This window comes from Pseudomonas sp. YQ_6 (genome assembly GCF_043103245.1).
GTDB classification, from domain to species: domain Bacteria; phylum Pseudomonadota; class Gammaproteobacteria; order Pseudomonadales; family Pseudomonadaceae; genus Aquipseudomonas; species Aquipseudomonas alloputida.
The window spans coordinates 44,233-65,032 of sequence record NZ_JBICJR010000056.1 but is presented as its reverse complement, the minus strand read 5'-3'; the positions used below and the strand labels follow the sequence as shown (position 1 = coordinate 65,032).

19 protein-coding genes are annotated in these 20,800 nt (G+C 64.4%); 12 read left to right on the top strand and 7 right to left on the bottom strand.

What is annotated here, in order from left to right:
• Positions 1-6 precede the first annotated feature (6 nt).
• Complete coding sequence (locus tag ACF8FG_RS19695) at positions 7-957, top strand: PDR/VanB family oxidoreductase (protein ID WP_014590539.1); 951 nt, start codon at positions 7-9, stop codon at positions 955-957.
• Between the two features lie 6 nt (positions 958-963).
• Here ACF8FG_RS19695 and ACF8FG_RS19690 read toward each other — a convergent pair whose 3' ends face one another.
• From ACF8FG_RS19690 to ACF8FG_RS19680, 3 genes are all read right to left on the bottom strand, one after another.
• Positions 964-1,677, bottom strand: coding sequence for a GntR family transcriptional regulator (locus ACF8FG_RS19690; RefSeq protein WP_003256147.1), 714 nt, complete (start codon positions 1,675-1,677; stop codon positions 964-966).
• 276 nt (positions 1,678-1,953) lie between these two features.
• Positions 1,954-3,207 (bottom strand): OprD family porin, encoded by a 1,254-nt coding sequence (locus tag ACF8FG_RS19685; protein ID WP_144180436.1) that lies wholly within the window; start codon positions 3,205-3,207, stop codon positions 1,954-1,956.
• Between the two features lie 102 nt (positions 3,208-3,309).
• Entirely contained in the window at positions 3,310-4,650 is a 1,341-nt protein-coding gene (locus ACF8FG_RS19680; protein WP_144180438.1) for an MFS transporter, read from the bottom strand.
• A 561-nt stretch (positions 4,651-5,211) separates the two neighbouring features.
• Between ACF8FG_RS19680 and mrdA the strand changes: the two genes are divergently transcribed.
• Positions 5,212-7,107 (top strand): penicillin-binding protein 2, encoded by a 1,896-nt coding sequence (gene mrdA, locus ACF8FG_RS19675; RefSeq protein WP_014590536.1) that lies wholly within the window; start codon positions 5,212-5,214, stop codon positions 7,105-7,107.
• Between the two features lie 42 nt (positions 7,108-7,149).
• Here the strand turns inward: mrdA and ACF8FG_RS19670 are convergent, their stop codons facing one another.
• Complete coding sequence (locus ACF8FG_RS19670) at positions 7,150-7,776, bottom strand: glutathione S-transferase family protein (protein ID WP_019438347.1); 627 nt, start codon at positions 7,774-7,776, stop codon at positions 7,150-7,152.
• 281 nt (positions 7,777-8,057) lie between these two features.
• Between ACF8FG_RS19670 and ACF8FG_RS19665 the strand changes: the two genes are divergently transcribed.
• On the top strand, positions 8,058-8,375 hold the full coding sequence (locus ACF8FG_RS19665; RefSeq protein WP_014590534.1) for a DUF2388 domain-containing protein: 318 nt from the start codon (positions 8,058-8,060) through the stop codon (positions 8,373-8,375).
• Between the two features lie 60 nt (positions 8,376-8,435).
• Here the strand turns inward: ACF8FG_RS19665 and glcC are convergent, their stop codons facing one another.
• Positions 8,436-9,200 carry a transcriptional regulator GlcC gene (gene glcC / locus ACF8FG_RS19660; RefSeq protein ID WP_014590533.1) on the bottom strand — a complete coding sequence of 255 codons (765 nt, stop codon included), beginning with the start codon at positions 9,198-9,200 and terminating at the stop codon, positions 8,436-8,438.
• Positions 9,201-9,395: 195 nt separating this feature from the next.
• Between glcC and glcD the strand changes: the two genes are divergently transcribed.
• The 6 genes from glcD (at position 9,396) to ACF8FG_RS19630 (ending at position 15,586) form a co-directional block, all read left to right on the top strand.
• A complete protein-coding gene (gene glcD / locus ACF8FG_RS19655; protein ID WP_019438348.1) occupies positions 9,396-10,895 on the top strand; it encodes a glycolate oxidase subunit GlcD in 1,500 nt (499 codons plus the stop codon).
• A complete protein-coding gene (gene glcE, locus ACF8FG_RS19650; RefSeq protein ID WP_014590531.1) occupies positions 10,895-11,947 on the top strand; it encodes a glycolate oxidase subunit GlcE in 1,053 nt (350 codons plus the stop codon). The genes glcD and glcE overlap by 1 nt, the downstream gene beginning before the upstream one ends.
• Before the next feature lie 9 nt (positions 11,948-11,956).
• Complete coding sequence (gene glcF / locus ACF8FG_RS19645) at positions 11,957-13,192, top strand: glycolate oxidase subunit GlcF (protein ID WP_014590530.1); 1,236 nt, start codon at positions 11,957-11,959, stop codon at positions 13,190-13,192.
• Complete coding sequence (locus ACF8FG_RS19640; RefSeq protein WP_014590529.1) at positions 13,185-13,583, top strand: heme-binding protein; 399 nt, start codon at positions 13,185-13,187, stop codon at positions 13,581-13,583. Before glcF ends, ACF8FG_RS19640 begins: the two co-directional genes overlap by 8 nt.
• A gap of 139 nt (positions 13,584-13,722) precedes the next feature.
• The gene (locus ACF8FG_RS19635; protein ID WP_012051955.1) at positions 13,723-14,061 is read left to right on the top strand and encodes a hypothetical protein; all 339 of its coding nucleotides are present in this window, start codon (positions 13,723-13,725) and stop codon (positions 14,059-14,061) included.
• Positions 14,062-14,152: 91 nt separating this feature from the next.
• The gene (locus ACF8FG_RS19630; RefSeq protein ID WP_076402907.1) at positions 14,153-15,586 is read left to right on the top strand and encodes a PLP-dependent aminotransferase family protein; all 1,434 of its coding nucleotides are present in this window, start codon (positions 14,153-14,155) and stop codon (positions 15,584-15,586) included.
• Here the strand turns inward: ACF8FG_RS19630 and ACF8FG_RS19625 are convergent.
• A complete protein-coding gene (locus ACF8FG_RS19625; RefSeq protein WP_144180442.1) occupies positions 15,579-16,775 on the bottom strand; it encodes a CynX/NimT family MFS transporter in 1,197 nt (398 codons plus the stop codon). The two genes, ACF8FG_RS19630 and ACF8FG_RS19625, sit on opposite strands and share 8 nt — an antisense overlap.
• Positions 16,776-16,975: 200 nt before the next feature.
• Between ACF8FG_RS19625 and ACF8FG_RS19620 the strand changes: the two genes are divergently transcribed.
• Entirely contained in the window at positions 16,976-17,413 is a 438-nt protein-coding gene (locus ACF8FG_RS19620; RefSeq protein WP_144180444.1) for a carboxymuconolactone decarboxylase family protein, read from the top strand.
• Positions 17,414-17,492: 79 nt separating this feature from the next.
• On the opposite strand, the gene ACF8FG_RS19615 is transcribed toward ACF8FG_RS19620, so the two are convergent.
• Positions 17,493-18,581 carry an AraC family transcriptional regulator gene (locus ACF8FG_RS19615; protein WP_144180446.1) on the bottom strand — a complete coding sequence of 363 codons (1,089 nt, stop codon included), beginning with the start codon at positions 18,579-18,581 and terminating at the stop codon, positions 17,493-17,495.
• 168 nt (positions 18,582-18,749) lie between these two features.
• Here ACF8FG_RS19615 and ACF8FG_RS19610 point away from each other — a divergent pair, with 168 nt between their 5' ends.
• Together ACF8FG_RS19610 and ACF8FG_RS19605 are read left to right on the top strand one after the other, a co-directional pair.
• Positions 18,750-19,934: an acetyl-CoA C-acyltransferase family protein gene (locus tag ACF8FG_RS19610; protein ID WP_003256172.1), complete on the top strand. Its 1,185-nt coding sequence runs from the start codon at positions 18,750-18,752 to the stop codon at positions 19,932-19,934.
• 13 nt (positions 19,935-19,947) lie between these two features.
• Positions 19,948-20,796 carry a 3-hydroxybutyryl-CoA dehydrogenase gene (locus ACF8FG_RS19605; RefSeq protein WP_014590524.1) on the top strand — a complete coding sequence of 283 codons (849 nt, stop codon included), beginning with the start codon at positions 19,948-19,950 and terminating at the stop codon, positions 20,794-20,796.
• Positions 20,797-20,800: the final 4 nt, after the last annotated feature.

The window sequence follows — 20,800 nt, the reverse complement described above, 5'->3', positions numbered from 1 at the left end:
GCCGACATGATCGATGCCGTAGTGGTCTCCCGTAACGATGAAGCCCAGGGTATCTGCAGCTTCGAGCTGGCAGCGGCAGATGGCAGCCTGCTGCCGGCGTTCAGCGCCGGCGCCCATATCGACGTGCACCTGCCCGACGGGCTGGTGCGCCAGTATTCGCTGTGCAACCACCCCGAAGAACGCCATCGCTATCTGATAGGCGTGCTCAACGACCCGGCTTCGCGGGGCGGCTCACGTAGCCTGCACGAGCAGGTGCAGGCCGGTGCCCGGTTGCGTATCAGTGCGCCGCGCAACCTGTTCCCGCTGGCCGAGGGGGCGCAGCGCAGTGTGCTGTTTGCCGGCGGCATCGGCATTACCCCGATCCTGTGCATGGCCGAGCAGCTGTCCCACAGCGGCCAGGCCTTCGAGCTGCACTACTGTGCCCGCTCCAGCGAGCGTGCGGCGTTTGTCGAGCGGATTCGCAGCGCGCCGTTCGCTGATCGGCTGTTCGTGCATTTTGACGAGCAGCCGGAAACGGCGCTGGACATCGCCCAGGTGCTGGGCAACCCGCAAGATGATGTGCACCTGTATGTATGCGGACCGGCCGGGTTCATGCAGCATGTGCTGGACAGCGCGAAGGGGTTGGGCTGGCAGGAGGCCAACCTCCATCGCGAGTACTTCGCCGCAGCACCGGTGGATGCCAGCAACGATGGCAGTTTCTCGGTGCAGGTGGGCAGCACGGGACAGGTGTTCGAGGTGCCAGCCGACCGGACCGTGGTGCAGGTGCTGGAAGAGAACGGTATCGAGATCGCCATGTCGTGCGAGCAGGGTATTTGCGGCACCTGCCTGACACGCGTGCTGCAGGGTACACCGGACCATCGCGACCTGTTTCTCACCGAAGAGGAACAGGCCCTGAATGATCAGTTCACGCCCTGCTGCTCGCGCTCGAAGACGCCGCTGCTGGTGCTGGACATCTGACCCGGCTTACGACGAGGGCAGGATGACTTTCATGCCCGCGTCCGCCGCAGCCCCGCCAAAGGTTTCGGCATAGCGCAAGGTGGCATTGGCGTGCTCGCGCATGATCGCTTCGGCGCGGGCACCCTGGCGGTTGACCAGGGCGTCGAACACGGCGTGGTGCTGCATGTGGGCGAAGTTGAAGCGCCGGTACTCGCGAGCCAGATCATGGCGGTCCACCGCCAGTGCGGTGACCGAGGCGAATGGCAGGTGGTCGTTGCGCGCCAGGGCAACGGCAATGGCCGGGTTGTGGCTGGCGTCGATGATCACCTGATGAAAGCGCATGTTCAGGTCATGATAGACCTGCAAGTCGTCTTCGCTCACAAAGCCCTTGTCGAACAGCTGATCGCCGTCGACCAGGCACTGTTGCAGCGCAGCGCGTGCTTGCACCGACAAGCCACGTTCTGCAGCCTGACGCGCCGCCAACCCCTCCAGCACACCGCGCACCTCGACCGCACCCGCGATGTCATCGGCGCTGACCGAGCGCACCTGAAACCCCCGGCCACCAAAGCGCACCAGCAGGCCTTCCTGTTCGAGGGTGCGAAATGCCATGCGCACCGGCATGCGTGAAACGCCGAACAGTTCGGCGGTTGGGACTTCCATCAAGCGCTCGCCGGCCGCCAGCTCGCCCGAAGCGATCATCTTGCGCAACGCAACCAGCACCATCTGACCGGGTTTGCTCATCCAGGCGACTTCCAAAGACATGAACGGGCATCTTAGCGCAAGCCGAGGGGTTGCAGCAGGCCTGTGTAGGAGCGGGTTTACCCGCGAAGCAGGCGACGCGGAACATGGCACCGGCTACGCCGGTGTTCGCGGGTGAACCCGCTCCTACGGGGGGGCGCGCCAAGAAGCCAACCTGGCGCAAGACATGCGCTGTAAATGTAGGAGCGGGTTTACCCGCGAAGCAGGCAACGCGGGGCATGGCACTGGCTGCGCCGGTGTCCGCGGGTGAACCCGCTCCTACAGGGTCAGCGGGTAGCTGACGATCAGTCGCGTCTGGTCGAAGTCGCTGTTGAAGCTGCGCCGGTTGGTCGCGTTGTTCAGCCGGATGTTGAGGTTCTTCAATAACCCACTCTGGAAGGTGTAGTTCACCTCGGTATCGCGCTCCCACTCCTTGCCATTGCTGCCCGCCGCCGTGGTGGCGTTCTCGCCATGCCCGTACCGCACCATGGCCAGCAGCCCTGGCACACCAAGCGCGGCAAAGTTGTAGTCATAACGCACTTGCCACGAACGCTCGTCAGCATTGCTGAAGTTGCCGTTGAACATGTCGTTGCCCAGGGTTCGCCCACTGCTGCCGTAGACCGACATCCACTGACTGTCGCCACTGACCTTCTGCAACCCCAGGTACAGCGTGTGGCCACTGTGCGAAGCTGACAACAAGGCGTAGCCGGTGCGGCTCTGGATGTCGCCGATGCGCGCCTGCCCGTCATCCCGGTCGATGAAGTAGCCAAGGTTGGCCCCCAACGTCCACTCCCCTACCCGCTGACTGTGCAGCAGGTTGAAGTAGCTTTGCTGGTAGATGTCCTCCAACTGCGAGTGCCAGGCGCCGATCAGTGTGCGCTGCTGGTTGAAGCGGTACTCGGCGCCGGCGTAGTTGAAGCCGTCCGAAGTGACCCCGGGCGCGGCCCAGGCAGATAGGTCCTGCATGTCCGAAGAGTTGCGCAAGCTCACCTCGCGGTACTGGCCGGCCTGCAGGCTCAGGCCTTCGATTTCGCGCGAGTCGAGCATGGCGCCACGGAAGGTCTGCGGCAGCAGGCGGCCATCGTCGTAACGCAGTAGTGGAATATCCGGCAACAACTCCCCCACCTTCAGCTCGGTCGAGGAAATACGCAGCTTCGCCGCCAGCCCCGCCCTGCCGTAGTCGTCGGCCGCACGCCCGTCATCGTGCACCGGCAGCAGTTCAGAGCCGCTGGTACCGCGGCCGCTGTCCAGCTTCACGCCGAACATGGCGATACCGTCCAGGCCAAAACCGATCAGCCCCGGCGTGTAGCCAGAGCTGAACTTGAAGATGAAACCCTGGGCCCATTCTTCAACCTTGCCCTTGGCCGCCCCTGGGTCACGGAAATCACGGTTGAAGTAGTAGTTGCGCAGTGTCAGCCCACCCTTGGCATCTTCAAAGAAGCCCCCCTCTTGCGCCCAGGCCGGCAAACCAAGGCCAAACGCCAGCGAAACTGCCAGGACCGAACGGGCCAGCGTGCAAGTTGTGTCCATCATTATTATTGTTCTCCACGTTCAATAGGCGCAGCAGACCGCCCCAGGCCAGCATGACCCGGAGCAGTAAGTTGCATTCAGATACCCGGCAAGGCCGGGTTGCACTCAGTGACTCAGTGCATCAGCAGGCAAGGCGGACGCAGGCTTGGTCGTTGGGCGCAACAGCAGCAGGCAACCCGCGGCAAGCACGAACACGCTGGCGAACACGCCGTACAGATGCAGGGGTTGCCAGCCACCATCGAGCAGCACGCCAGCCACGGTCGGCGACAGGATCGCGCCCATGCGGCCGATGCCGATCCCCCAACCCACGCCGGTGGCGCGTACCGACGCGTCATAGACCACCGGCGACAAGGCATACAGCCCAGCCACGCAGCCGTTGGAAAACAGCCCGATCAGCAGGCCCAACGCCAGCGCCGCAGTGACCGAGGCACCATTGGCCACGAACAGCACCAGCAGCGCCGCAGTGATGAGCATGAACAACGCCAGCACGCGGGTCAGTGGCCAGCGCGAAGCCAGGCCGCCGATCAGCGCCGCGCCAAGGATGCCGCCCACGCTCAACAGCACCCCGCCGGTGATGCCTTGCTGGGCCGACAAGCCGGCGGCCACCAACAGTTTCGGCGTCCAGCTCATGACGAAATAGAAGCCGAACATGACCAGGAAGAACAGCAACCAGATCACCAGCGTGGTGCGGCGCATGTCCGGTGTCAGCAGCTGCTTGAAACCGCTGCTGACACCTTCTGCCCTTGCGGCAACAGCCGGCAGTTGCGCCAATGCCGGCTGGCCGAGGCGCACAGCCAGCCGGTTGACCCGGACCAGAGCATTGGCCGGCCGGCGTGCCAGCAGAAAGTCCAGCGACTCTGGCAACCACAGCAGTACCAGCGGGATCACCAGTACGGTGACGATGCCGCCAAACAGAAATACCGAGCGCCAGCCCCAATGCCCCAGTAGCCATACCGCCAGCAAACCGCCCAGGGTCGCACCCAGCGCATAGCCAGTGGACTGCAGGCTCACCGCCAAGCCGCGCCAGCGTTTGCTGGCGTATTCACTGGCAATCACATTGCTGCTCGCCAGGATGCCACCGATGCCCAGCCCGGTCAGGCCACGCAGCAGCGCCAGTTGCAACGGGCTCTGGCTCAGTGCCGAGAGCAGCATGCCGATACCGGACAGCGCCAGGCACAGCAGGATCAGCGGTCGTCGGCCAAAGCGATCAGCCCACGGCGCGATGAACAATGACCCGGCCGCCATACCGAACAAGCCGGCACTGAGCAGAAGCCCCACCTGCGCCCCGTTCAGGTTCCACTCGGCAGACACCGAGGCGGCGGTGAAGGCCATGACCAGCACGTCGAAGCCATCGATCATGTTGAGGATGATGCAAATACCAATGGCCAGGCACTGAAAGCGACCCATCGGGTCGTTGTCCAGACGTTGCTTGAGATCGGTATTCATGGGGTCACCTGCCGGCCAGGCTTGGCCACAGGCGAGAGGAACGATGCGCACGCGCAGGCGCAACGGGAGGAACCCTGACGGTTCAGTGCCGCTGGATAGCCATTCATGACTGGACCCTTTTTGTAATTGTTATCGCATACGGCAGGAGGGCTCCGGCCGTTGTCAGGCGCTAATCAACCAGATAATGGATCCACAGACAACGTGACGAAAGCACTATCAATCAATCAGGCGTGACCAATTCCAGTTCATCGCCAGCAAAAATCATAGTTATTGTTAATAAATTCAATAGGTTAAAAATTCGCAACCACCGAAACTTGATGTTCGGTTACCGAACAGAATCGATTTGTGGATCCACAAATCATAAAACCCCCCCCCCTGACTCGCCATCATGACTCCGCAATGAACAAATCTTCATATTCCACCTCAGCGCCCTGATCATGGGGGGCACAGCCGATGCCAGCCAGCGGGCAGCCGGGACTCGTCTTGAGGGTGCGGTACGGGTTGCGTAGCATCCGCGGCCCGATCGCGCGCGTATTGCCACCCCTCTGGATCGATTCACAGATGCCGCAACCCATCCCGCTAAAGGACCACGAAAAGGAAAAGCACCTGGTCAACCGTCGGCTTCTGGCCTGCGCTGCCATGGTGTTCAGCCTGTGTGCCGTCCTGGTGGGCCGGCTCTATGTGCTGCAAGTGCTGCAGCACGACCAACAAACGGCCGTGTCGGAAAACAACCGCGTGCACGTGCTGCCCATCGCCCCCGAACGCGGGCTGATCTACGACCGCAACGGCGTGGTACTGGCCGACAACAAGCCCAGCTTCGACCTGACGATGACCCGCGAGCGAGCAGGCAGCGACTCGGCCAAGGTGCTCGACACCCTGACGCAGGTGCTGGGCCTGACCGAAGACGACCGTAAGCAGTTCGACAAGGACCTGCGCCGTGGCCGCAAACCGTTCGAGCCCGTGACCCTTATGGTGGGTCTGAGCGAGGAGCAGATCGCCCTGGTAGCGGTGAACCAGTTCCGCCTGCCGGGCCTGGAGGTGGAGCCGCAGTTCATCCGCGAGTACCCACTGGCCGGGCATTTCGCGCATTCAGTGGGCTATGTGGGGCGCATCAACGAGAAAGAAGCCAAGACGCTCGACAGCACTGAGTACCGCGGCACCCAATCGATTGGCAAGACCGGCATCGAGCGCTTTTACGAAAGCCAGCTGCATGGCCACGTGGGCTACGAAGAGGTCGAGACCAACGCTCAGGGGCGGGTGATGCGCGTGCTCAACCACAAGGACCCGACCCCTGGGCAGGATATAGTCCTCACCCTGGACGCCCATTTGCAGATAGCCGCAGAAAAAGCGCTGGGTGACCGCCGTGGCTCGGTGGTGGTATTGGATCCGGCCAATGGTGACGTACTGGCGATGGTCAGCAACCCCAGCTTCGACCCCAACCTGTTCGTCAAGGGCATCAGCTTCAAGCAGTATGCCGCGCTGCGCGACTCCATCGACCGCCCACTGTTCAACCGCGTCCTGCGCGGCCTGTATGCGCCTGGCTCGACCGTGAAGCCTGAAGTGGCCATCGCTGGCCTCGACAGCGGGGTGATCACCCCTGGCAGCCGGGTATTCGACCCGGGCTACTACGAACTGCCCAACTATGACCACAAGTACCGTAACTGGAACCGCAGCGGCGACGGCTGGGTGGACATGTACACCGCCATCATGCGTTCCAACGACACCTACTTCTACGACCTGGCGCACAAGCTGGGCATCGACCGGCTGCACGACTACATGGCCGAGTTCGGCTTGGGCCAGAAGGTGTCACTGGACATGTTCGAGGAAGCCTCCGGGCTGATGCCCTCGGCCGAGTGGAAGCGCGCCACGCGACGCCAGGCCTGGTTCCCGGGCGAGACGCTGATCCTTGGCATTGGCCAGGGTTACATGCAGGTCACCCCCCTGCAACTGGCCCAGGCCACCAGCCTGCTGGCAAGCAAGGGCGTGTGGCACCGCCCGCACCTGGCCATGACCGTGGGCGGCGATACGCCGATCGACCCAAACCCCATGCCCGACATCGTGCTGCACGACAAGCATGCCTGGGACCAGGTCAGCCAGGGCATGCAGATGGTCATGCACGACCCGCGCGGCATTGCCCGCGCTGCGGCCGCCGGTGCCCAGTACCGAATTGCCGGCAAAAGCGGTACAGCGCAGGTGGTGGCGATCAAGCAGGGTGAGCGTTACAACCGCAACAAGACCCTGGAGCGCCACCGCGACAACGCCCTGTTTGTCGGCTTCGCTCCGGCTGAGCACCCCAGTGTGGTGGTGGCGGTCATGATCGAGAACGGCGAGGCTGGAGGCCGGGTCGCAGGGCCGGTGGTGCGGGAGGTGATGGATGCTTATCTGCTGGATGAGCAAGGGCACCTGAAGCCGGAGTATGCGGGCGGCGCACCCACTCGGGGTGTGCCACACACATGATTTGGCGTGGCCGCTGTGGAGGCGGCTTTAGTCGCGAATGAGTCAGGATGCCGTGCGCGGCATCAGCTCATACGGGTGTTTCCACCCCGGCAGCGCCTGGATCCGGGCTTTCCAGGCCTCGATGTGCGTGAACTCTGCCAACGGGATACCGGTGTCTTCTGGCATGAACACATACCCCGCCAACGACAGGTCGGCGATGGTCAACCGGCCACCGACCATGAATGGCGTCTTCGCCAGGTGTGCGTCGACAATACGGTAAGCCGCCGTGGCACGCTCGCGCAGGAACCGCGTGACATCGGTTTCGCCGGTGTTCTTCAGGCAGAACAGAAAGCGCAGCGCAGCGTAATAGCTGGTGAACTTATGGTTGTCGAACAGCATCCAGCGCCAGATCTCACGCTTTTCATCTTCATCGCGGGGCCCGAACTGGCCGGTCTGTTCGGCAAGGTATTGCAGAATCAGCGCAGACTGGGTGAAGCGCTTGCCAGCATGCTCCATCACCGGCACCTCGCCCTGCTCGTTCACCTCATCGCGCCAGGTTTGCTCACGCGTCTGGCCATGGAAGAAGTCGACGAACACCGGCTGCCAGTTCTGGCCGGTGAGTTCAAGCATGAGCGCAGCCTTGTAGGCGTTACCGGATTCGGCGAAGCAGTGCAGCTTGTACTCGGACATGGGCGAACCTTCAGTTTCCTTTGAATGATCGGCAGGGCGCTCTGCGGGTTTGCCCGCGAAGCCCATCCACTCAAGCAAATCACGCGCGTCCCGACGCGGTCAATCCATGACGCGCTCCGTCGACACCTTGAAAACCGTGCGTTCAGCCATATCGTCAGCGGCAGGTGCACCTTCATCCCCGACACGCTCCTGCCAGCAGAACGGAACTACCCGAACGCCTCAACCGTCTTAGACACTGAGTGGTTTATTTCCCTGTACTTCACGTTATTGGAGAACACGACATGCGCCACCTACTGCTCGCCCCTGCGCTGCTGCTCCTGATGCCTGCCGGTGCTGCCCTGGCCCGCGTCGATGCGGGCGACGTCGCCACCTCGGCCGGTGTTTCCGCTTCGCTGTATTCGACCTTCAAGGATGACAAACGGATCATCCCGGCCCGTGACGAACTTTCAGCGTTCGTCGCCAGCGGCGGTGCCATCCGCGGCGCCTATGTGGAGTCGGCGCTTGAACAGGCCCGCAAGGACCATCCTGGGCTGCAGGCCAACGATGAAGAGCTGGCCCGGGCCATCCTGTCGCAAGATGACCCTGTGGCTGACCATTGAGTAAACCTGTACCGGCCCTTTCGCGGCGGTTCGACGCGAGAGGGCCGATACAAGGCCGCTTCACCCCCAGCCATCCATACGCATGGTCGCCCTGACCAGGCGCTGCTCTTCCTGCTCGATCTCCCGCAAACTGTCGCGTATGCCGTTGATATGCTCTCGCGCCGCCCGCTGCGCCTGTTCGGGCAGTTGCTCCATGACCGCGTGATACAACCGCGCATGCTGCCGATCAATCTGGCGTTTCTGCGCTGGCCGGCAGTACAAGTTGTTGACCGACGCAAACACAGTGCTCAACGTCAGGTCACTGAGCGATTGCAGGGTATGCACCAGCACCGGGTTATGCGACGCCTCACTGATCGCCCGGTGAAAGGCATGGTCACGGCGGGCATGCTCACGGGCATCGAGCGCCTGCGCAGCCTCGTGCGCAGCCAGCATTTCTTCGTAGCGCCGGCGGATCAGCAGGCGGTCGACGTCGGTAGCCCGCAACGCCGCCAGCCGCGCCGACTCAGCCTCCAGCAACGCCCGGACCTCCAGCAGGTCGAACAGCGTGCGCGGTTGCGAACTGAACAGGTGCATCAAAGGCGTAGCACCCGCCTGCCCGGTGAGATCGGCGACGAACGAACCCCGCCCCTGTTCGGTGTCGATGATGCCGCGCCCACGCAAAACGCGCAGGCCCTCGCGCAAGGCCGAACGTGAACAGCCAAGCTTTTCCACCAGCCGCCGCTCCGACGGCAGCGCCTGGCCCACCTTGAGCACGCCTTCGACGATAAGCCGCTCGACCCGTTCGGCCACCTGGTCGGCGACCTTGACCTTGCCTTCAGTACCCACTGCACACACTCCTGCTGGTAGGACCACTTTGACTTATAGCGCCAATCTAGCCGGACAGAGCCGTGAGTAAACAGCACTGTTCGAAGAAACTGGTAGGACCAGTCAACATCTCACTCGACCCCGGCCGCTAGCAGGCGCACGCTGCATCAGTGACCGCTTTGCCAACAACAATAAAAACCGTTGCCGAGTGAGCCGATGAATATCTTGTACGACGAACGCGTCGATGGCGTGCTGCCTGACGTGGACCGGGCCGCCCTGTTGCAGGCGCTGCGCGATGCCCTGCCGGACCTTGAAATCCTGCACCGCGATGAAGACCTCAAACCGTACGAATGCGACGGCCTGTCGGCCTACCGCACAGTGCCATTGCTGGTGGTGCTGCCCGAGCACCTGGAGCAGGTGCAAACGCTGCTGAAGCTTTGCCACCAGCGCGGCGTACCGGTGGTTGCGCGTGGCGCCGGTACCGGCCTGTCCGGTGGTGCCCTGCCGCTGGCCAAGGGCATCCTGCTGGTGATGGCGCGCTTCAACCGCATCCTCGAGGTCAACCCGCAGGGGCGCTACGCCCGCGTGCAACCGGGCGTACGCAACCTGGCCATTTCCCAGGCCGCCGCACCCCATGGCATGTACTACGCACCAGACCCTTCCTCGCAAATTGCCTGCTCAATCGGGGGTAACGTCGCCGAAAACGCCGGTGGCGTGCACTGCCTCAAGTACGGCCTGACCGTACACAATGTGCTCAAGGTGGACATCCTCACGGTCGAGGGCGAACGCCTGAGCCTGGGCAGCGATGCCTTGGACAGCCCCGGCTTCGACCTGCTGGCATTGTTCACCGGCTCCGAAGGCATGCTCGGTATCGTCACCGAAGTCACCGTCAAGCTGCTGCCCAAGCCCCAGGTGGCGCGGGTGATACTGGCCAGTTTCGAAAGCGTCGAGGACGCTGGCCGGGCAGTCGCCGACATTATCGCTGCCGGCATCATCCCTGGTGGCCTGGAGATGATGGACAACCTGGCGATCCGCGCCGCTGAAGACTTCATCCATGCCGGCTACCCGGTGGACGCGGCGGCGATCCTGCTGTGCGAACTGGATGGCGTGGAAGCCGATGTTCACGACGACTGCGAGCGCGTCGCCGCCGTGCTGACGCAAGCCGGGGCCCGCGAGGTGCGCCTGGCCTGCGACGAAGCCGAGCGCGTTCGCTTCTGGGCCGGGCGCAAGAACGCCTTCCCGGCCGTAGGGCGCATCTCCCCCGACTACTACTGCATGGACGGCACCATCCCGCGCCGCGAGTTACCACGGGTACTCAAGGGCATCAGCGACCTGTCCGCGGAGTACGGCCTGCGGGTGGCCAACGTGTTCCATGCTGGCGACGGCAACATGCACCCTTTGATCCTGTTCGATGCCAACCTGCCCGGCGAGCTGGAGCGTGCCGAAGCGATCGGCGGCAAGATTCTGGAGCTGTGTGTGAAAGTGGGCGGCAGCATCACCGGTGAACACGGCGTGGGGCGCGAGAAGATCAACCAGATGTGCGCGCAGTTCAACAGCGACGAAATTACCCTGTTCCACGCGGTGAAGGCCGCCTTCGACCCCCAGGGCCTGCTCAACCCCGGCAAGAACATTCCCACCCTGCACCGCTGCGCCGAATTCGGCGCCCTGCACGTGCACCAGGGGCAACTGCCCTTCCCCGAGCTGGAGCGCTTCTGATGAGCATGGACCGCGACATGAGCCAGACGCTGTTGGAGCAGGTCAACCAGGCGCTGAACGAAGGTACGCCGCTGCGTATCCAGGGCAGCAACAGCAAAGCGATGTTGGGTAACCCGGTGGCTGGCGAAGTCCTCGACACCCGCAACCACCGCGGCATCGTCAGCTACGACCCCACCGAGCTGGTACTCACGGCCCGCGCTGGTACTCCCCTGCGCGAGATCGAGGCAGCCCTGCACGAGGCCGGCCAGATGCTGCCCTGCGAACCACCCCACCTGGGCCCCGAGGCCACCTTGGGCGGCATGGTCGCGGCCGGGTTGTCTGGCCCGCGACGGCCGTGGGCCGGGTCGGTGCGCGACTTTGTACTGGGTACACGGGTGATCACCGGCCACGGCAAGCTGCTGCGCTTTGGTGGCGAGGTGATGAAGAACGTCGCCGGCTACGATGTGTCACGCCTGATGGCGGGCAGCTTCGGATGCCTGGGGCTGCTGACGGAGGTTTCGCTGAAAGTGCTGCCACGGCCGCGCCTGTGCCTGAGCCTGCGCCTGGCGATGGGCCGCAATGAAGCGCTGGTCGAGCTGGCCGAATGGGGCCAGCAACCACTGCCGATCAGCGCCGCCTGCCATGACGGCGAAACGCTGTACCTGCGCCTGGAAGGCGGCGAAGGGTCAGTGCAGTCGGCACGCCAGCGGCTGGGGGGCGAAACGCTCGATAACCGCTTCTGGACCGACCTGCGCGAACAGCGCCTGACGTTCTTTGCCGACGACGCCCCTCTGTGGCGCCTGTCCGTACCCACCGTTACCGGCGAGCTGGACCTACCCGGCCAGCAACTGATCGACTGGGGGGGTGCTCAGCGCTGGCTCAAGACCTGTGCACCGGCGCAGGCCATTCGCGACCAGGTCGCCAAGGTGGGCGGCCACGCCACCTGCTACGCCCCCGGTGCAGCCAGCAGCCCGCCGCTGCCGGTTGCACTGATGCGCTATCACCGCGCCCTCAAGCAGCAGCTCGATCCCCAGGGGGTGTTCAACCCTGGTCGCCTGTACCCGGACCTGTGAGGCCAGCCCATGCAAACCAACCTTAGCGAAACATCGCGCCGTCTGGCCCGCGCCGACGAAGCCGAGCGCATCTTGCGCACCTGCGTACATTGCGGTTTCTGCACTGCCACCTGCCCCACTTACCAGTTGCTGGGCGACGAACTGGACGGCCCGCGCGGGCGCATCTACCTGATCAAGCAGATGCTCGAAGGCGAGCCGGTCACCGCCAGCACGCAATTGCACCTGGACCGCTGCCTGACCTGCCGCAACTGCGAAACCACCTGTCCATCCGGGGTGAAGTACCACGATCTGCTGGACATCGGCCGCGCAGTGGTCGAGCAGCAGGTGCCACGCCCGCTCGGCCAGCGCCTGTTGCGCCAGGGCCTACTTGCGGTGGTACCGCGCCCGGCACTGTTCAAGGCCCTGACCCGCAGCGGCCAGGTGCTGCGCCCGCTGCTACCGGCCTCAGTCAAACGCAAGTTGCCGGCGCAGGTCACCACACCCGGCCAGCGTCCGGCAGTGCGCCATGCGCGCCGGATACTGATGCTGGAAGGCTGCGTGCAGCCGGCCCTGTCACCCAACACCAATGCCGCTGCTGCGCGCCTGCTCGACCGCCTGGGTATCAGTGTGCAACCGGTCCGGCAGGCCGGATGCTGTGGCGCGGTGGACTACCACCTGAATGCTCAGGAGCAAGGCCTGCAGCGGGCACGGCGCAATATCGATGCCTGGTGGCCCGCCATCGAAGCGGGTGCCGAGGCTATCGTGCAGACCGCCAGCGGCTGCGGCGCGTTTGTCCGCGACTATGGCCACCTACTGGAGAAAGACCCCCATTACGCTGCCAAGGCGGCACGGGTCAGCGCCCTTTCCCGCGATCTGGTGGAGATCCTGCGCGATGAGCCGATCGAACAATTGGCCCTGTGCGCTGAACAGCGGCTGGCCTTCCACTGTCCATGCACCCTGCAGCACGCCCTGAAACTGGGCGGCGCGGTAGAAGCGTTGCTGACGCGGCTTGGCTTTACCCTGACCTCGGTGCCCGATGGCCACCTGTGCTGCGGCTCGGCGGGGACCTATTCGCTGACCCAGCCTGAACTGTCACTGCAACTTCGCGACAATCGTCTGAATGCGCTGGAAAGCGGTAAACCGCACCTCATTGCCACAGCCAACATAGGCTGCCAGGCCCACCTCGACGGAGCTGGTCGCACGCCCGTGCGCCACTGGATCGAAATCGTCGAAGCAGCCTTGAACCCGGAGCCCGACCATGCTTAGCAAGTTCGTTATCGGTCAGACCGAAATCGCCCGTGTATTGACCGCCGCCCGCCAGGAAGCCCAGGCCCGACAGTGGAGCGTGACCATCGCCGTGGTCGACGACGGTGGCCACCCGCTGGCCCTGGAACGCCTGGACGGCTGCGCACCGGCCAGTGCCTACATCGCGCTGGAAAAGGCCCGCAGCGCCGCACTGGGGCGCAAAGAGACGCGGGATTATGAAGAGATGGTCAATGGTGGCCGTACTGCATTTGTGACCGCCCCCCTGCTGACCAGCCTTGAAGGTGGCGTGCCGCTGCGGGTGAAAGGCCAGGTGGTGGGCGCCATTGGTGTATCCGGCGTCAAATCCGAACAGGATGCCCAGGTGGCCAAGGCGGGGGCTGCTGCCTTGTAGACCCTGGGGTTCGACCACCGCCCAGCATCTTAAGAAGTTTCCTACGCCTCCCTCAGAAGCGCCCTACTTGCCGCCCCTGCCCACAGAAAACATGATCGGCACTGGAGGACGCAAGGTCGCGACCCAGAGGAGGCTCCGCATGCACCCGTACGCCCGCCCCATCGCCGAACTGCGCAGCAGCCTGCGCGAAATGCTGGCCCATGACATGACCAACCCCGACAACGACCCGCACTTGTCGGGGGTCATGTTCTTCTGCGCCACCGATGAACATTCCCGTCAATTGATCGAACGCATCGAGTTGCTGGCCAGCGAGGTGTTCTTCGACGCGAACGGGCGGGCCATTTCAGAGCATATGAAAGCTTCGACGGTTGAAGGCGTGCGCATCAAGCGCAACCGCAACGCGCCGGAAGACGAAACCGTGATACGCATTGCCCTGGCAGAAAAAGGCTATATCACCGTCAGCACCGCTCGGCTCTGAGCGGTTGGCTCGGCCTCTTCGTAGCCTGTGACAAGCACCTGAGTCGCAGCCAATCCGCTATCCTGAGCAATCCTCCGCTCCGGACCCGCCCATGGAACTGCACATTCGCCTGGATGGCCGCAAAGGCCTGGCCGATCAGCTCTACCAGCAACTGCGCGATGGTATCGACAGCGGCCACCTGGCCGCCGGCACCCAACTGCCGCCTACCCGTCTGCTGGCTGAACAACTGGGCGTATCGCGCAAGACCGTGGCCGAGGCCTATTCGCGGCTGACCTACGATAACCTGCTCAGCGGCGTGGTCGGCCGTGGCACATTCGTCACCCCACGCCATCCGCTGCGCAGTAATGAATCAGCCACCCTCCCCTTGGCCGGCGCCGCCTCCCTCGAGCGCTGGCAGCAGCGCGCCACCGTGCTCAGCCAACGCCAGTTGCAGGCGCCATCGCGCTATGACTTCGTCGGTGGTGCTTCGAGCAAGGCACAGTTCCCGTTCGACCAGTGGCGTAGTTGCCTGAACTACGCCCTGCGCCGTAGCCAGCGCCACCATGAGCGGCAATTCCCGGCCCAGGGCTTGCCGGAACTGCGCGAAGCCATTGCTCACCACATCGCCTACTCGCGCGGGGTGCACTGCAGCGCAGCCGACCTGCTGGTGTGCAACGGCGCCCAGCAGGCGCTGGACCTGATCGCCCGGGTGCTGGTCGAACCGGGCTGCCAGGTGGCCATGGAAGATCCTGGCTACCCGCCGGCACGGCAGTTGTTCCTGGCCCTGGGTGCACGCCTGCAATCGGTGCCGGTGGATGATGAGGGCCTGTGCGTGGAACAGATCGCCGACGGCACCCGGCTGATCTACGTCACACCCTCGCACCAGTTCCCGCTGGGCATGCCGATGAGCGAGCCACGCCGGCATGCCCTGCTTGCGCGGGCCGCCGAGCTGGGTGCACTGATCATCGAAGACGACTACGACTGTGAGTTCCGCTACCACGGGCCAGCCTCGGACCCGCTGCAGCGTCTGGACCGGCATGGACTGGTCGCCTATGTCGGGACCTTTTCCAAGACCTTGCTGCCCGAGCTGCGCCTGGGCTATGCCGTGTTACCGCCTGCCGTACTGCAGGCGGCTTGCGTGGCCAAGCACCTTAGCGACTGGCACAGCCCTACCCTGCTGCAGTGGGCGCTGGCGCGCTTCCTTGGCGAAGGCCACCTGAACAAGCACATCCGCCGCTGCCACGAGGTCTACAGCGCACGCCGCGAGCGCATCCTGGCGCGCCTGGGCGGCGATCTGGCACCGTGGTTCAGCGCCATCCCCGCCAGCGCAGGCTTCCACCTCAGTGCCTTGGCCACACCCGGGGTGGATGTGGAGCTGTTGGCCAATCTCGCGCGCAAGGTAGAGGTCGGCCTGTATTCACTGGCTCCCTTCTTCAACGAGGCGCCGTTACGCCCGGGGCTATTGATGGGCTTCGGCGCCATCGAACTGCTGGACATCGACCCGGCGCTGGACCGGGTGCGCGATACCCTGCAACGCCTCAGTTGACCGGTGCGGCCTTGCCGGTTGCGGCCGGCCGGGCGATAGCCGCCGCATAGCCGCGCGGGTTGAAGCACGCGGTCACCAGCAGCATTGCCATCACGGTCACGGTCAACAGCGTCCACGAAGCCTGGAAGTCGCCACTGACATCCCGCAGCCAACCCGTGATATACGGCACGATGCCGGTGATGATGAAGCCGATCCCCTGTACGAACGCCGCCAGGCTGCCGGCTTCGGCAGGCGTTTTCAGGTGTTCCAGGGTCAACGTCAGGCACTGGCTGAAGCAGGCGCCCAAGCCAAAGCCGATCATGGCGACCCAAAGCCCGGAAGCCGCCGCAGGCACCAGCAAAAGCCCCAGGAAGCCCGCCAGCTGAATCGCCAACGCCAGCCACAAACCCGGGCGTCTATCGGCCCAACGTCGCAGAAGCAGCGGCAGGCCAAGCGCACCGAGCACCTGGAAGACGGTCATCAGGCCCACCAGGTCGGCACCGCCCTGAGCGCTGCCGCCATGCTCGATGTGGTAAGCCGGCAACCAGGCCACCATGCTGGTATAGCCGCCGTTGATCAGCCCGAAGTACAGGGCCAGCAACCACGCCCGGCGGGTGCCGAACCAGTGCCCGCCTGCGACCCCAGCCAGTTTTGGCGCCTCCTGCCTTGGCCGCAGCACGGCCCAGGCCAGCACCGCCAGCACGGCCGGGATCGCCCAAACGCCCAGGCCCGCCTGCCAGTAACCGAAATGGCCGCTGATGTGCGGCCCGAGTACTGCAGCCAGGCCGCCGCCGCTCATCAGCGCCGCCGAGTACAGCCCCATCGCCCCGGCCAGACGCCCGGGGAACCAGCGGTTGACCAGCCCCGGCATCATGCCCTGCACCACCGCCACGCCCAGGCCGGCGACCAGCGCACTGGCGATCAGCGCCCAGGCACTGTCCAGCTGCAGGCGCCACAGGCAGGCCAGGGCAATCGCGGCCAGACCCGCAAGCATGCCGCCGTGCTCGCTGACCCAGCGTCGCAGCCACGGTTGCAACAAGGGCACCAGGCCCATGCACAGCACCGGTAGCGCCGCCAGCAAGGCGGCCTGCTGGTAACCCAGGCCGGTGCTGGCGCGCATGGGTTCGAGTAAGGGGCCGATACTGGTCAGGATCGGCCGCAGGTTCAACGCCAGCAGGATCACCAGCAGCAGGTTCAGTACAGCTCTCATTGTGAGTCGGTTCTCTTGTAGCAGGAACTGGCCATTATCCCGGCTCGGCTGGCTTGGCAGAAATGAAGAGATTGGATGCAGGTCAGTGGCCACCTGAATGGACGGTTGGCCTCCCGCTTATGCGCAAAATTGGCTATCGGGGTGGCCAAAGAGCGGCGCTACAGTAGCGCCATGTCCATACCACACTTTTGGAGACTGCCATGCACAACCGTATCGAATGGGCCAAACAAGCGCCGCAAGCCTACAAAGCCATGGTCGGCCTGGAGCAGGCGCTGGCTAACAGCGGCCTTGAACACTCGCTGCTGGAGCTGATACGCCTGCGCGCTTCGCAGATCAACGGCTGCGCCTACTGCGTCAACCTGCACGCCAACGATGCGCGCAAGGCCGGTGAGACCGAAGCACGCCTGCAGGCCTTGTGCGTGTGGCAGGACACCAGCTACTTCACGCCGCGTGAACGTGCTGCCCTGGCCTGGGTCGAGAGCCTGACCCGCTTGCCTGAACGGGGTGCGCCGCAGGAGCAATATGAAGCCCTGCAGGAACACTTCGAGCCGGCCGAGGTGGCCAACCTGACCTTGGCAATTGCCACCATCAATGCCTGGAACCGGTTCGGCGTCGGCTTTGCCATGCTGCCGGCCTGATCCTTTCGGGTGGCCTGTGCTGGCCTATTCGCGGGCAAGCCCGCTCCTACAATTCTGTGCGTGCCCTGTAGGAGCGGGTTTACCCGCGAACACCGGCAGAGCCGGTGCCATCCACCGCGTTGGTTTCTTCGCGGGCATGCCCGCTCCCACAGGTAGAACGCAGGCCGGCCAGCCGCGCCCGGTAGCTCCCTGGGCTCTGCCCGGTCCATTTCTTGAACGCCCGGTGGAACGCACTTGGTTCCTGAAACCCCGCCTGCTCGGCAATTTCGGCAATGCTCAACGCGCCGTCGCGCAGCCGTTCGAAGGCCATGGCCCGGCGCACTTCATCCTTGATTTGCTGGTACGAACGCCCCTCCCGCTCCAACTGTCGGCGAAAGGTACTGGCACTGATCCCTTGTTGCTGCGCCAGTGCGGCCAATGTCGGCCACTGTCCATAGCGCAATGCCCGCAGGTGCCGATACACCTCAGCCACCAGCCCGTTCTGATTGCGAAAGCGGATCACCAGCCCCTGAGGTGCACTGCGCAGAAAGGTCTTCAGGGCTGCCCGGTCCTGCACCACCGGCAGGCGCAGGTAGGCGCTGTCGAACTCCACCTCGGTGCGTCCGCTGCCCAGGCGCAGGTCCGGCCCCCACAGCAGCAAGTCGTCCTCCTGGGCCGGGCGCGACACCGCGAGCTCCGTGCGGTCGATGGCAATCCGCCGCCCGGCCAGCCAGCACAGCATGCCGATCATCAGCACCAGGTAGGTTTCTTCGGCATAGACCTGGGTCAAGGGGTCGGCAATGTTCGACTGCACGCTGATCAACGCCCGGCCGCCACGTATCGTCAGGCTGCCACGCAGGTCACGCAGGAACAGGCCGAAGCCCCCCATGCACTGGCGCAAGGCCTTTTCAAGGTTCGGCTCGAGGATCAAACCCCGGCAGATCAGGGCAAAACTGCCCAGCGGCATGCCGTGGCTGTCGAGGCCAAAGAACTCATCGTCCAGGCGCTGGATCAACGCCAGCCACAGCTGGGCGAACGCCCTGGCCGGCACTCGCGCCTGAGGCTGATCGAGCAGCTGCGGGGCGATGCCCACCGCACGCAGCTGGGCATCACGCTCGGCGGGGGTGTCGCGCAGGGCGTGGAGCATGGCGTTGAGGAAGTACACGGCGACTGAATCGCTTTCGCGCATGGCGGTTTTCGCTGTCTATGCTGAGTGGCAAAAAGTGCCAGGTTGTTTGAACAGATTCGGCATAGGCTGCAACAGAGCCTTTGCCTAGACTCGAACCCACTTCGGGGCCGCCAACCATTCTCGCAGAGCCTGGCCCGGTCCCGCCACGCCTTCGCAATCGGAGCCCTTATGAGCAGCGCAGAAATCTACGTCGTCAGTGCCGTCCGTTCAGCCATTGGTGGCTTTGGCGGTTCCCTCAAGGACCTGCCGCTGGCCGACCTGGCCAGCGCCGTGACCCGCGCCGCCATCGAGCGTTCGGGCCTGGCCGCCGAGCAAGTCGGCCACCTGGTGATGGGCACGGTAATCCCCACCGAACCGCGTGACGCCTACCTGGCACGGGTTGCGGCAATGAACGCTGGCATCCCCAAGGAAACGCCGGCATTCAACGTCAACCGCCTGTGCGGGTCTGGCCTGCAGGCTATTGTCTCTGCGGCCCAGGGCCTGTTGCTGGGCGACACCGATGTGGCCGTCGCGGCCGGCGCCGAATCCATGAGCCGTGGCCCTTACCTGCTGCCACAGGCGCGCTGGGGTGCACGCATGGGTGACCTGCAAGGCATCGACTATACCGTCGGCGTGCTGCAGGACCCGTTCCAGCACTTCCACATGGGCATCACTGCCGAGAACGTTTCGGCCAAGCACGGCATTACCCGCGAAATGCAGGACGAACTGGCCCTGACCAGCCAGCGCCGCGCCGCTCGTGCGATTGCCGAGGGCCGCTTCGCCAGCCAGATCGTTGCGCTGGAACTGAAAACCCGCAAGGGCAGCGTGCAGTTCAGTGTCGACGAGCATGTGCGTGCTGATGTGACCGCCGAACAACTGGCCGGCATGAAGCCGGTGTTCAAGAAAGACGGCACCGTCACCGCCGGCAACGCCAGCGGTATCAACGATGGCGCCGCCGGCCTGGTGTTGGCCACCGGTGACGCGGTGCGCCGCCTGGGCCTTAAGCCACTGGCACGCCTGGTGGGCTATGCCCACGCCGGGGTGGAACCCGAACTGATGGGCCTTGGGCCGATCCCGGCCACCCGCAAAGTGCTGGAAAAAACCGGCCTGAACCTGCAAGACCTGGATGTGATCGAGTCCAACGAAGCCTTCGCTGCCCAGGCCTGCGCCGTCGCCCGCGAGCTGGGCTTCGACCCGGAAAAGGTCAACCCCAACGGTTCGGGCATCTCACTGGGCCACCCGGTGGGTGCCACCGGTGCGATCATTGCCACCAAGGCCATCCATGAACTGCAGCGTATCCAGGGTCGCTACGCCCTGGCCACGATGTGTATCGGCGGTGGCCAAGGCATCGCCGTCGTGTTCGAGCGCGTCTGAGGGAGGCTGACACATGAGCATTGAACAGATCGCCGTGATCGGCGCGGGCACCATGGGCAACGGCATTGCCCAGGTGTGCGCCATTGCCGGCTACCAGGTGCTGCTGGTGGATGTTTCCGACGCTGCGCTCGAGCGCGGCGTGGCCACCTTGAGCAAGAACCTCGAGCGCCAGGTCAGCAAAGGCACCCTCGACGCCGACAAGGCCGCAGCCGCCAAAGCACGCATTCGCACCAGTACCGACTACACCCAGCTCAGCGCTGCACACCTGGTGATCGAAGCGGCGACCGAGAACCTGCAGCTCAAGCAGCGCATCCTGCAGCAGGTGGCAGCCAACGTTGCCGCCGACTGCCTGATCGCCACCAACACCTCGTCGCTGTCGGTGACCCAACTGGCCGCCAGCATCGAGCACCCCGAGCGCTTCATTGGTGTGCACTTCTTCAACCCGGTACCGATGATGGCGCTGGTGGAGATCATTCGTGGCCTGCAGACCAGCGACCACACCTACGCCCAAGCGCTGGTGGTGACCGAAAAAGTCGGCAAGACCCCGATCACCGCCGGCAACCGCCCGGGCTTCGTGGTCAACCGCATCCTGGTGCCAATGATCAACGAGGCGATCTTCGTGCGCCAGGAAGGCCTGGCCAGTGCCGAGGACATCGACACCGGCATGCGCCTGGGCTGCAACCAGCCGATCGGCCCGCTGGCCTTGGCTGACCTGATCGGTCTGGACACCCTGCTGGCGATCATGGAGGCCTTCCATGAAGGCTTCAACGACAGCAAGTACCGCCCTGCTCCACTGCTCAAGGAAATGGTCGCGGCCGGCTGGCTGGGGCGCAAGAGCGGTCGCGGTTTCTTCACCTACTGAGGAC

Coding starts and splice junctions, on each gene's coding strand:
- ACF8FG_RS19665 (WP_014590534.1), top strand. CDS start 8,058: ATGCGCCACCTACTGCTCGCCCCTGCGCTGCTGCTCCTGATGCCTGCC.
- mrdA (WP_014590536.1), top strand. CDS start 5,212: ATGCCGCAACCCATCCCGCTAAAGGACCACGAAAAGGAAAAGCACCTG.
- ACF8FG_RS19680 (WP_144180438.1), bottom strand. CDS start 4,650: ATGAATACCGATCTCAAGCAACGTCTGGACAACGACCCGATGGGTCGC.
- ACF8FG_RS19625 (WP_144180442.1), bottom strand. CDS start 16,775: ATGAGAGCTGTACTGAACCTGCTGCTGGTGATCCTGCTGGCGTTGAAC.
- ACF8FG_RS19640 (WP_014590529.1), top strand. CDS start 13,185: ATGCTTAGCAAGTTCGTTATCGGTCAGACCGAAATCGCCCGTGTATTG.
- ACF8FG_RS19695 (WP_014590539.1), top strand. CDS start 7: ATGATCGATGCCGTAGTGGTCTCCCGTAACGATGAAGCCCAGGGTATC.
- ACF8FG_RS19635 (WP_012051955.1), top strand. CDS start 13,723: ATGCACCCGTACGCCCGCCCCATCGCCGAACTGCGCAGCAGCCTGCGC.
- ACF8FG_RS19685 (WP_144180436.1), bottom strand. CDS start 3,207: ATGATGGACACAACTTGCACGCTGGCCCGTTCGGTCCTGGCAGTTTCG.
- ACF8FG_RS19615 (WP_144180446.1), bottom strand. CDS start 18,581: ATGCGCGAAAGCGATTCAGTCGCCGTGTACTTCCTCAACGCCATGCTC.
- ACF8FG_RS19620 (WP_144180444.1), top strand. CDS start 16,976: ATGCACAACCGTATCGAATGGGCCAAACAAGCGCCGCAAGCCTACAAA.
- glcE (WP_014590531.1), top strand. CDS start 10,895: ATGAGCATGGACCGCGACATGAGCCAGACGCTGTTGGAGCAGGTCAAC.
- ACF8FG_RS19605 (WP_014590524.1), top strand. CDS start 19,948: ATGAGCATTGAACAGATCGCCGTGATCGGCGCGGGCACCATGGGCAAC.
- ACF8FG_RS19610 (WP_003256172.1), top strand. CDS start 18,750: ATGAGCAGCGCAGAAATCTACGTCGTCAGTGCCGTCCGTTCAGCCATT.
- ACF8FG_RS19630 (WP_076402907.1), top strand. CDS start 14,153: ATGGAACTGCACATTCGCCTGGATGGCCGCAAAGGCCTGGCCGATCAG.
- glcF (WP_014590530.1), top strand. CDS start 11,957: ATGCAAACCAACCTTAGCGAAACATCGCGCCGTCTGGCCCGCGCCGAC.
- glcD (WP_019438348.1), top strand. CDS start 9,396: ATGAATATCTTGTACGACGAACGCGTCGATGGCGTGCTGCCTGACGTG.
- ACF8FG_RS19670 (WP_019438347.1), bottom strand. CDS start 7,776: ATGTCCGAGTACAAGCTGCACTGCTTCGCCGAATCCGGTAACGCCTAC.
- ACF8FG_RS19690 (WP_003256147.1), bottom strand. CDS start 1,677: ATGAGCAAACCCGGTCAGATGGTGCTGGTTGCGTTGCGCAAGATGATC.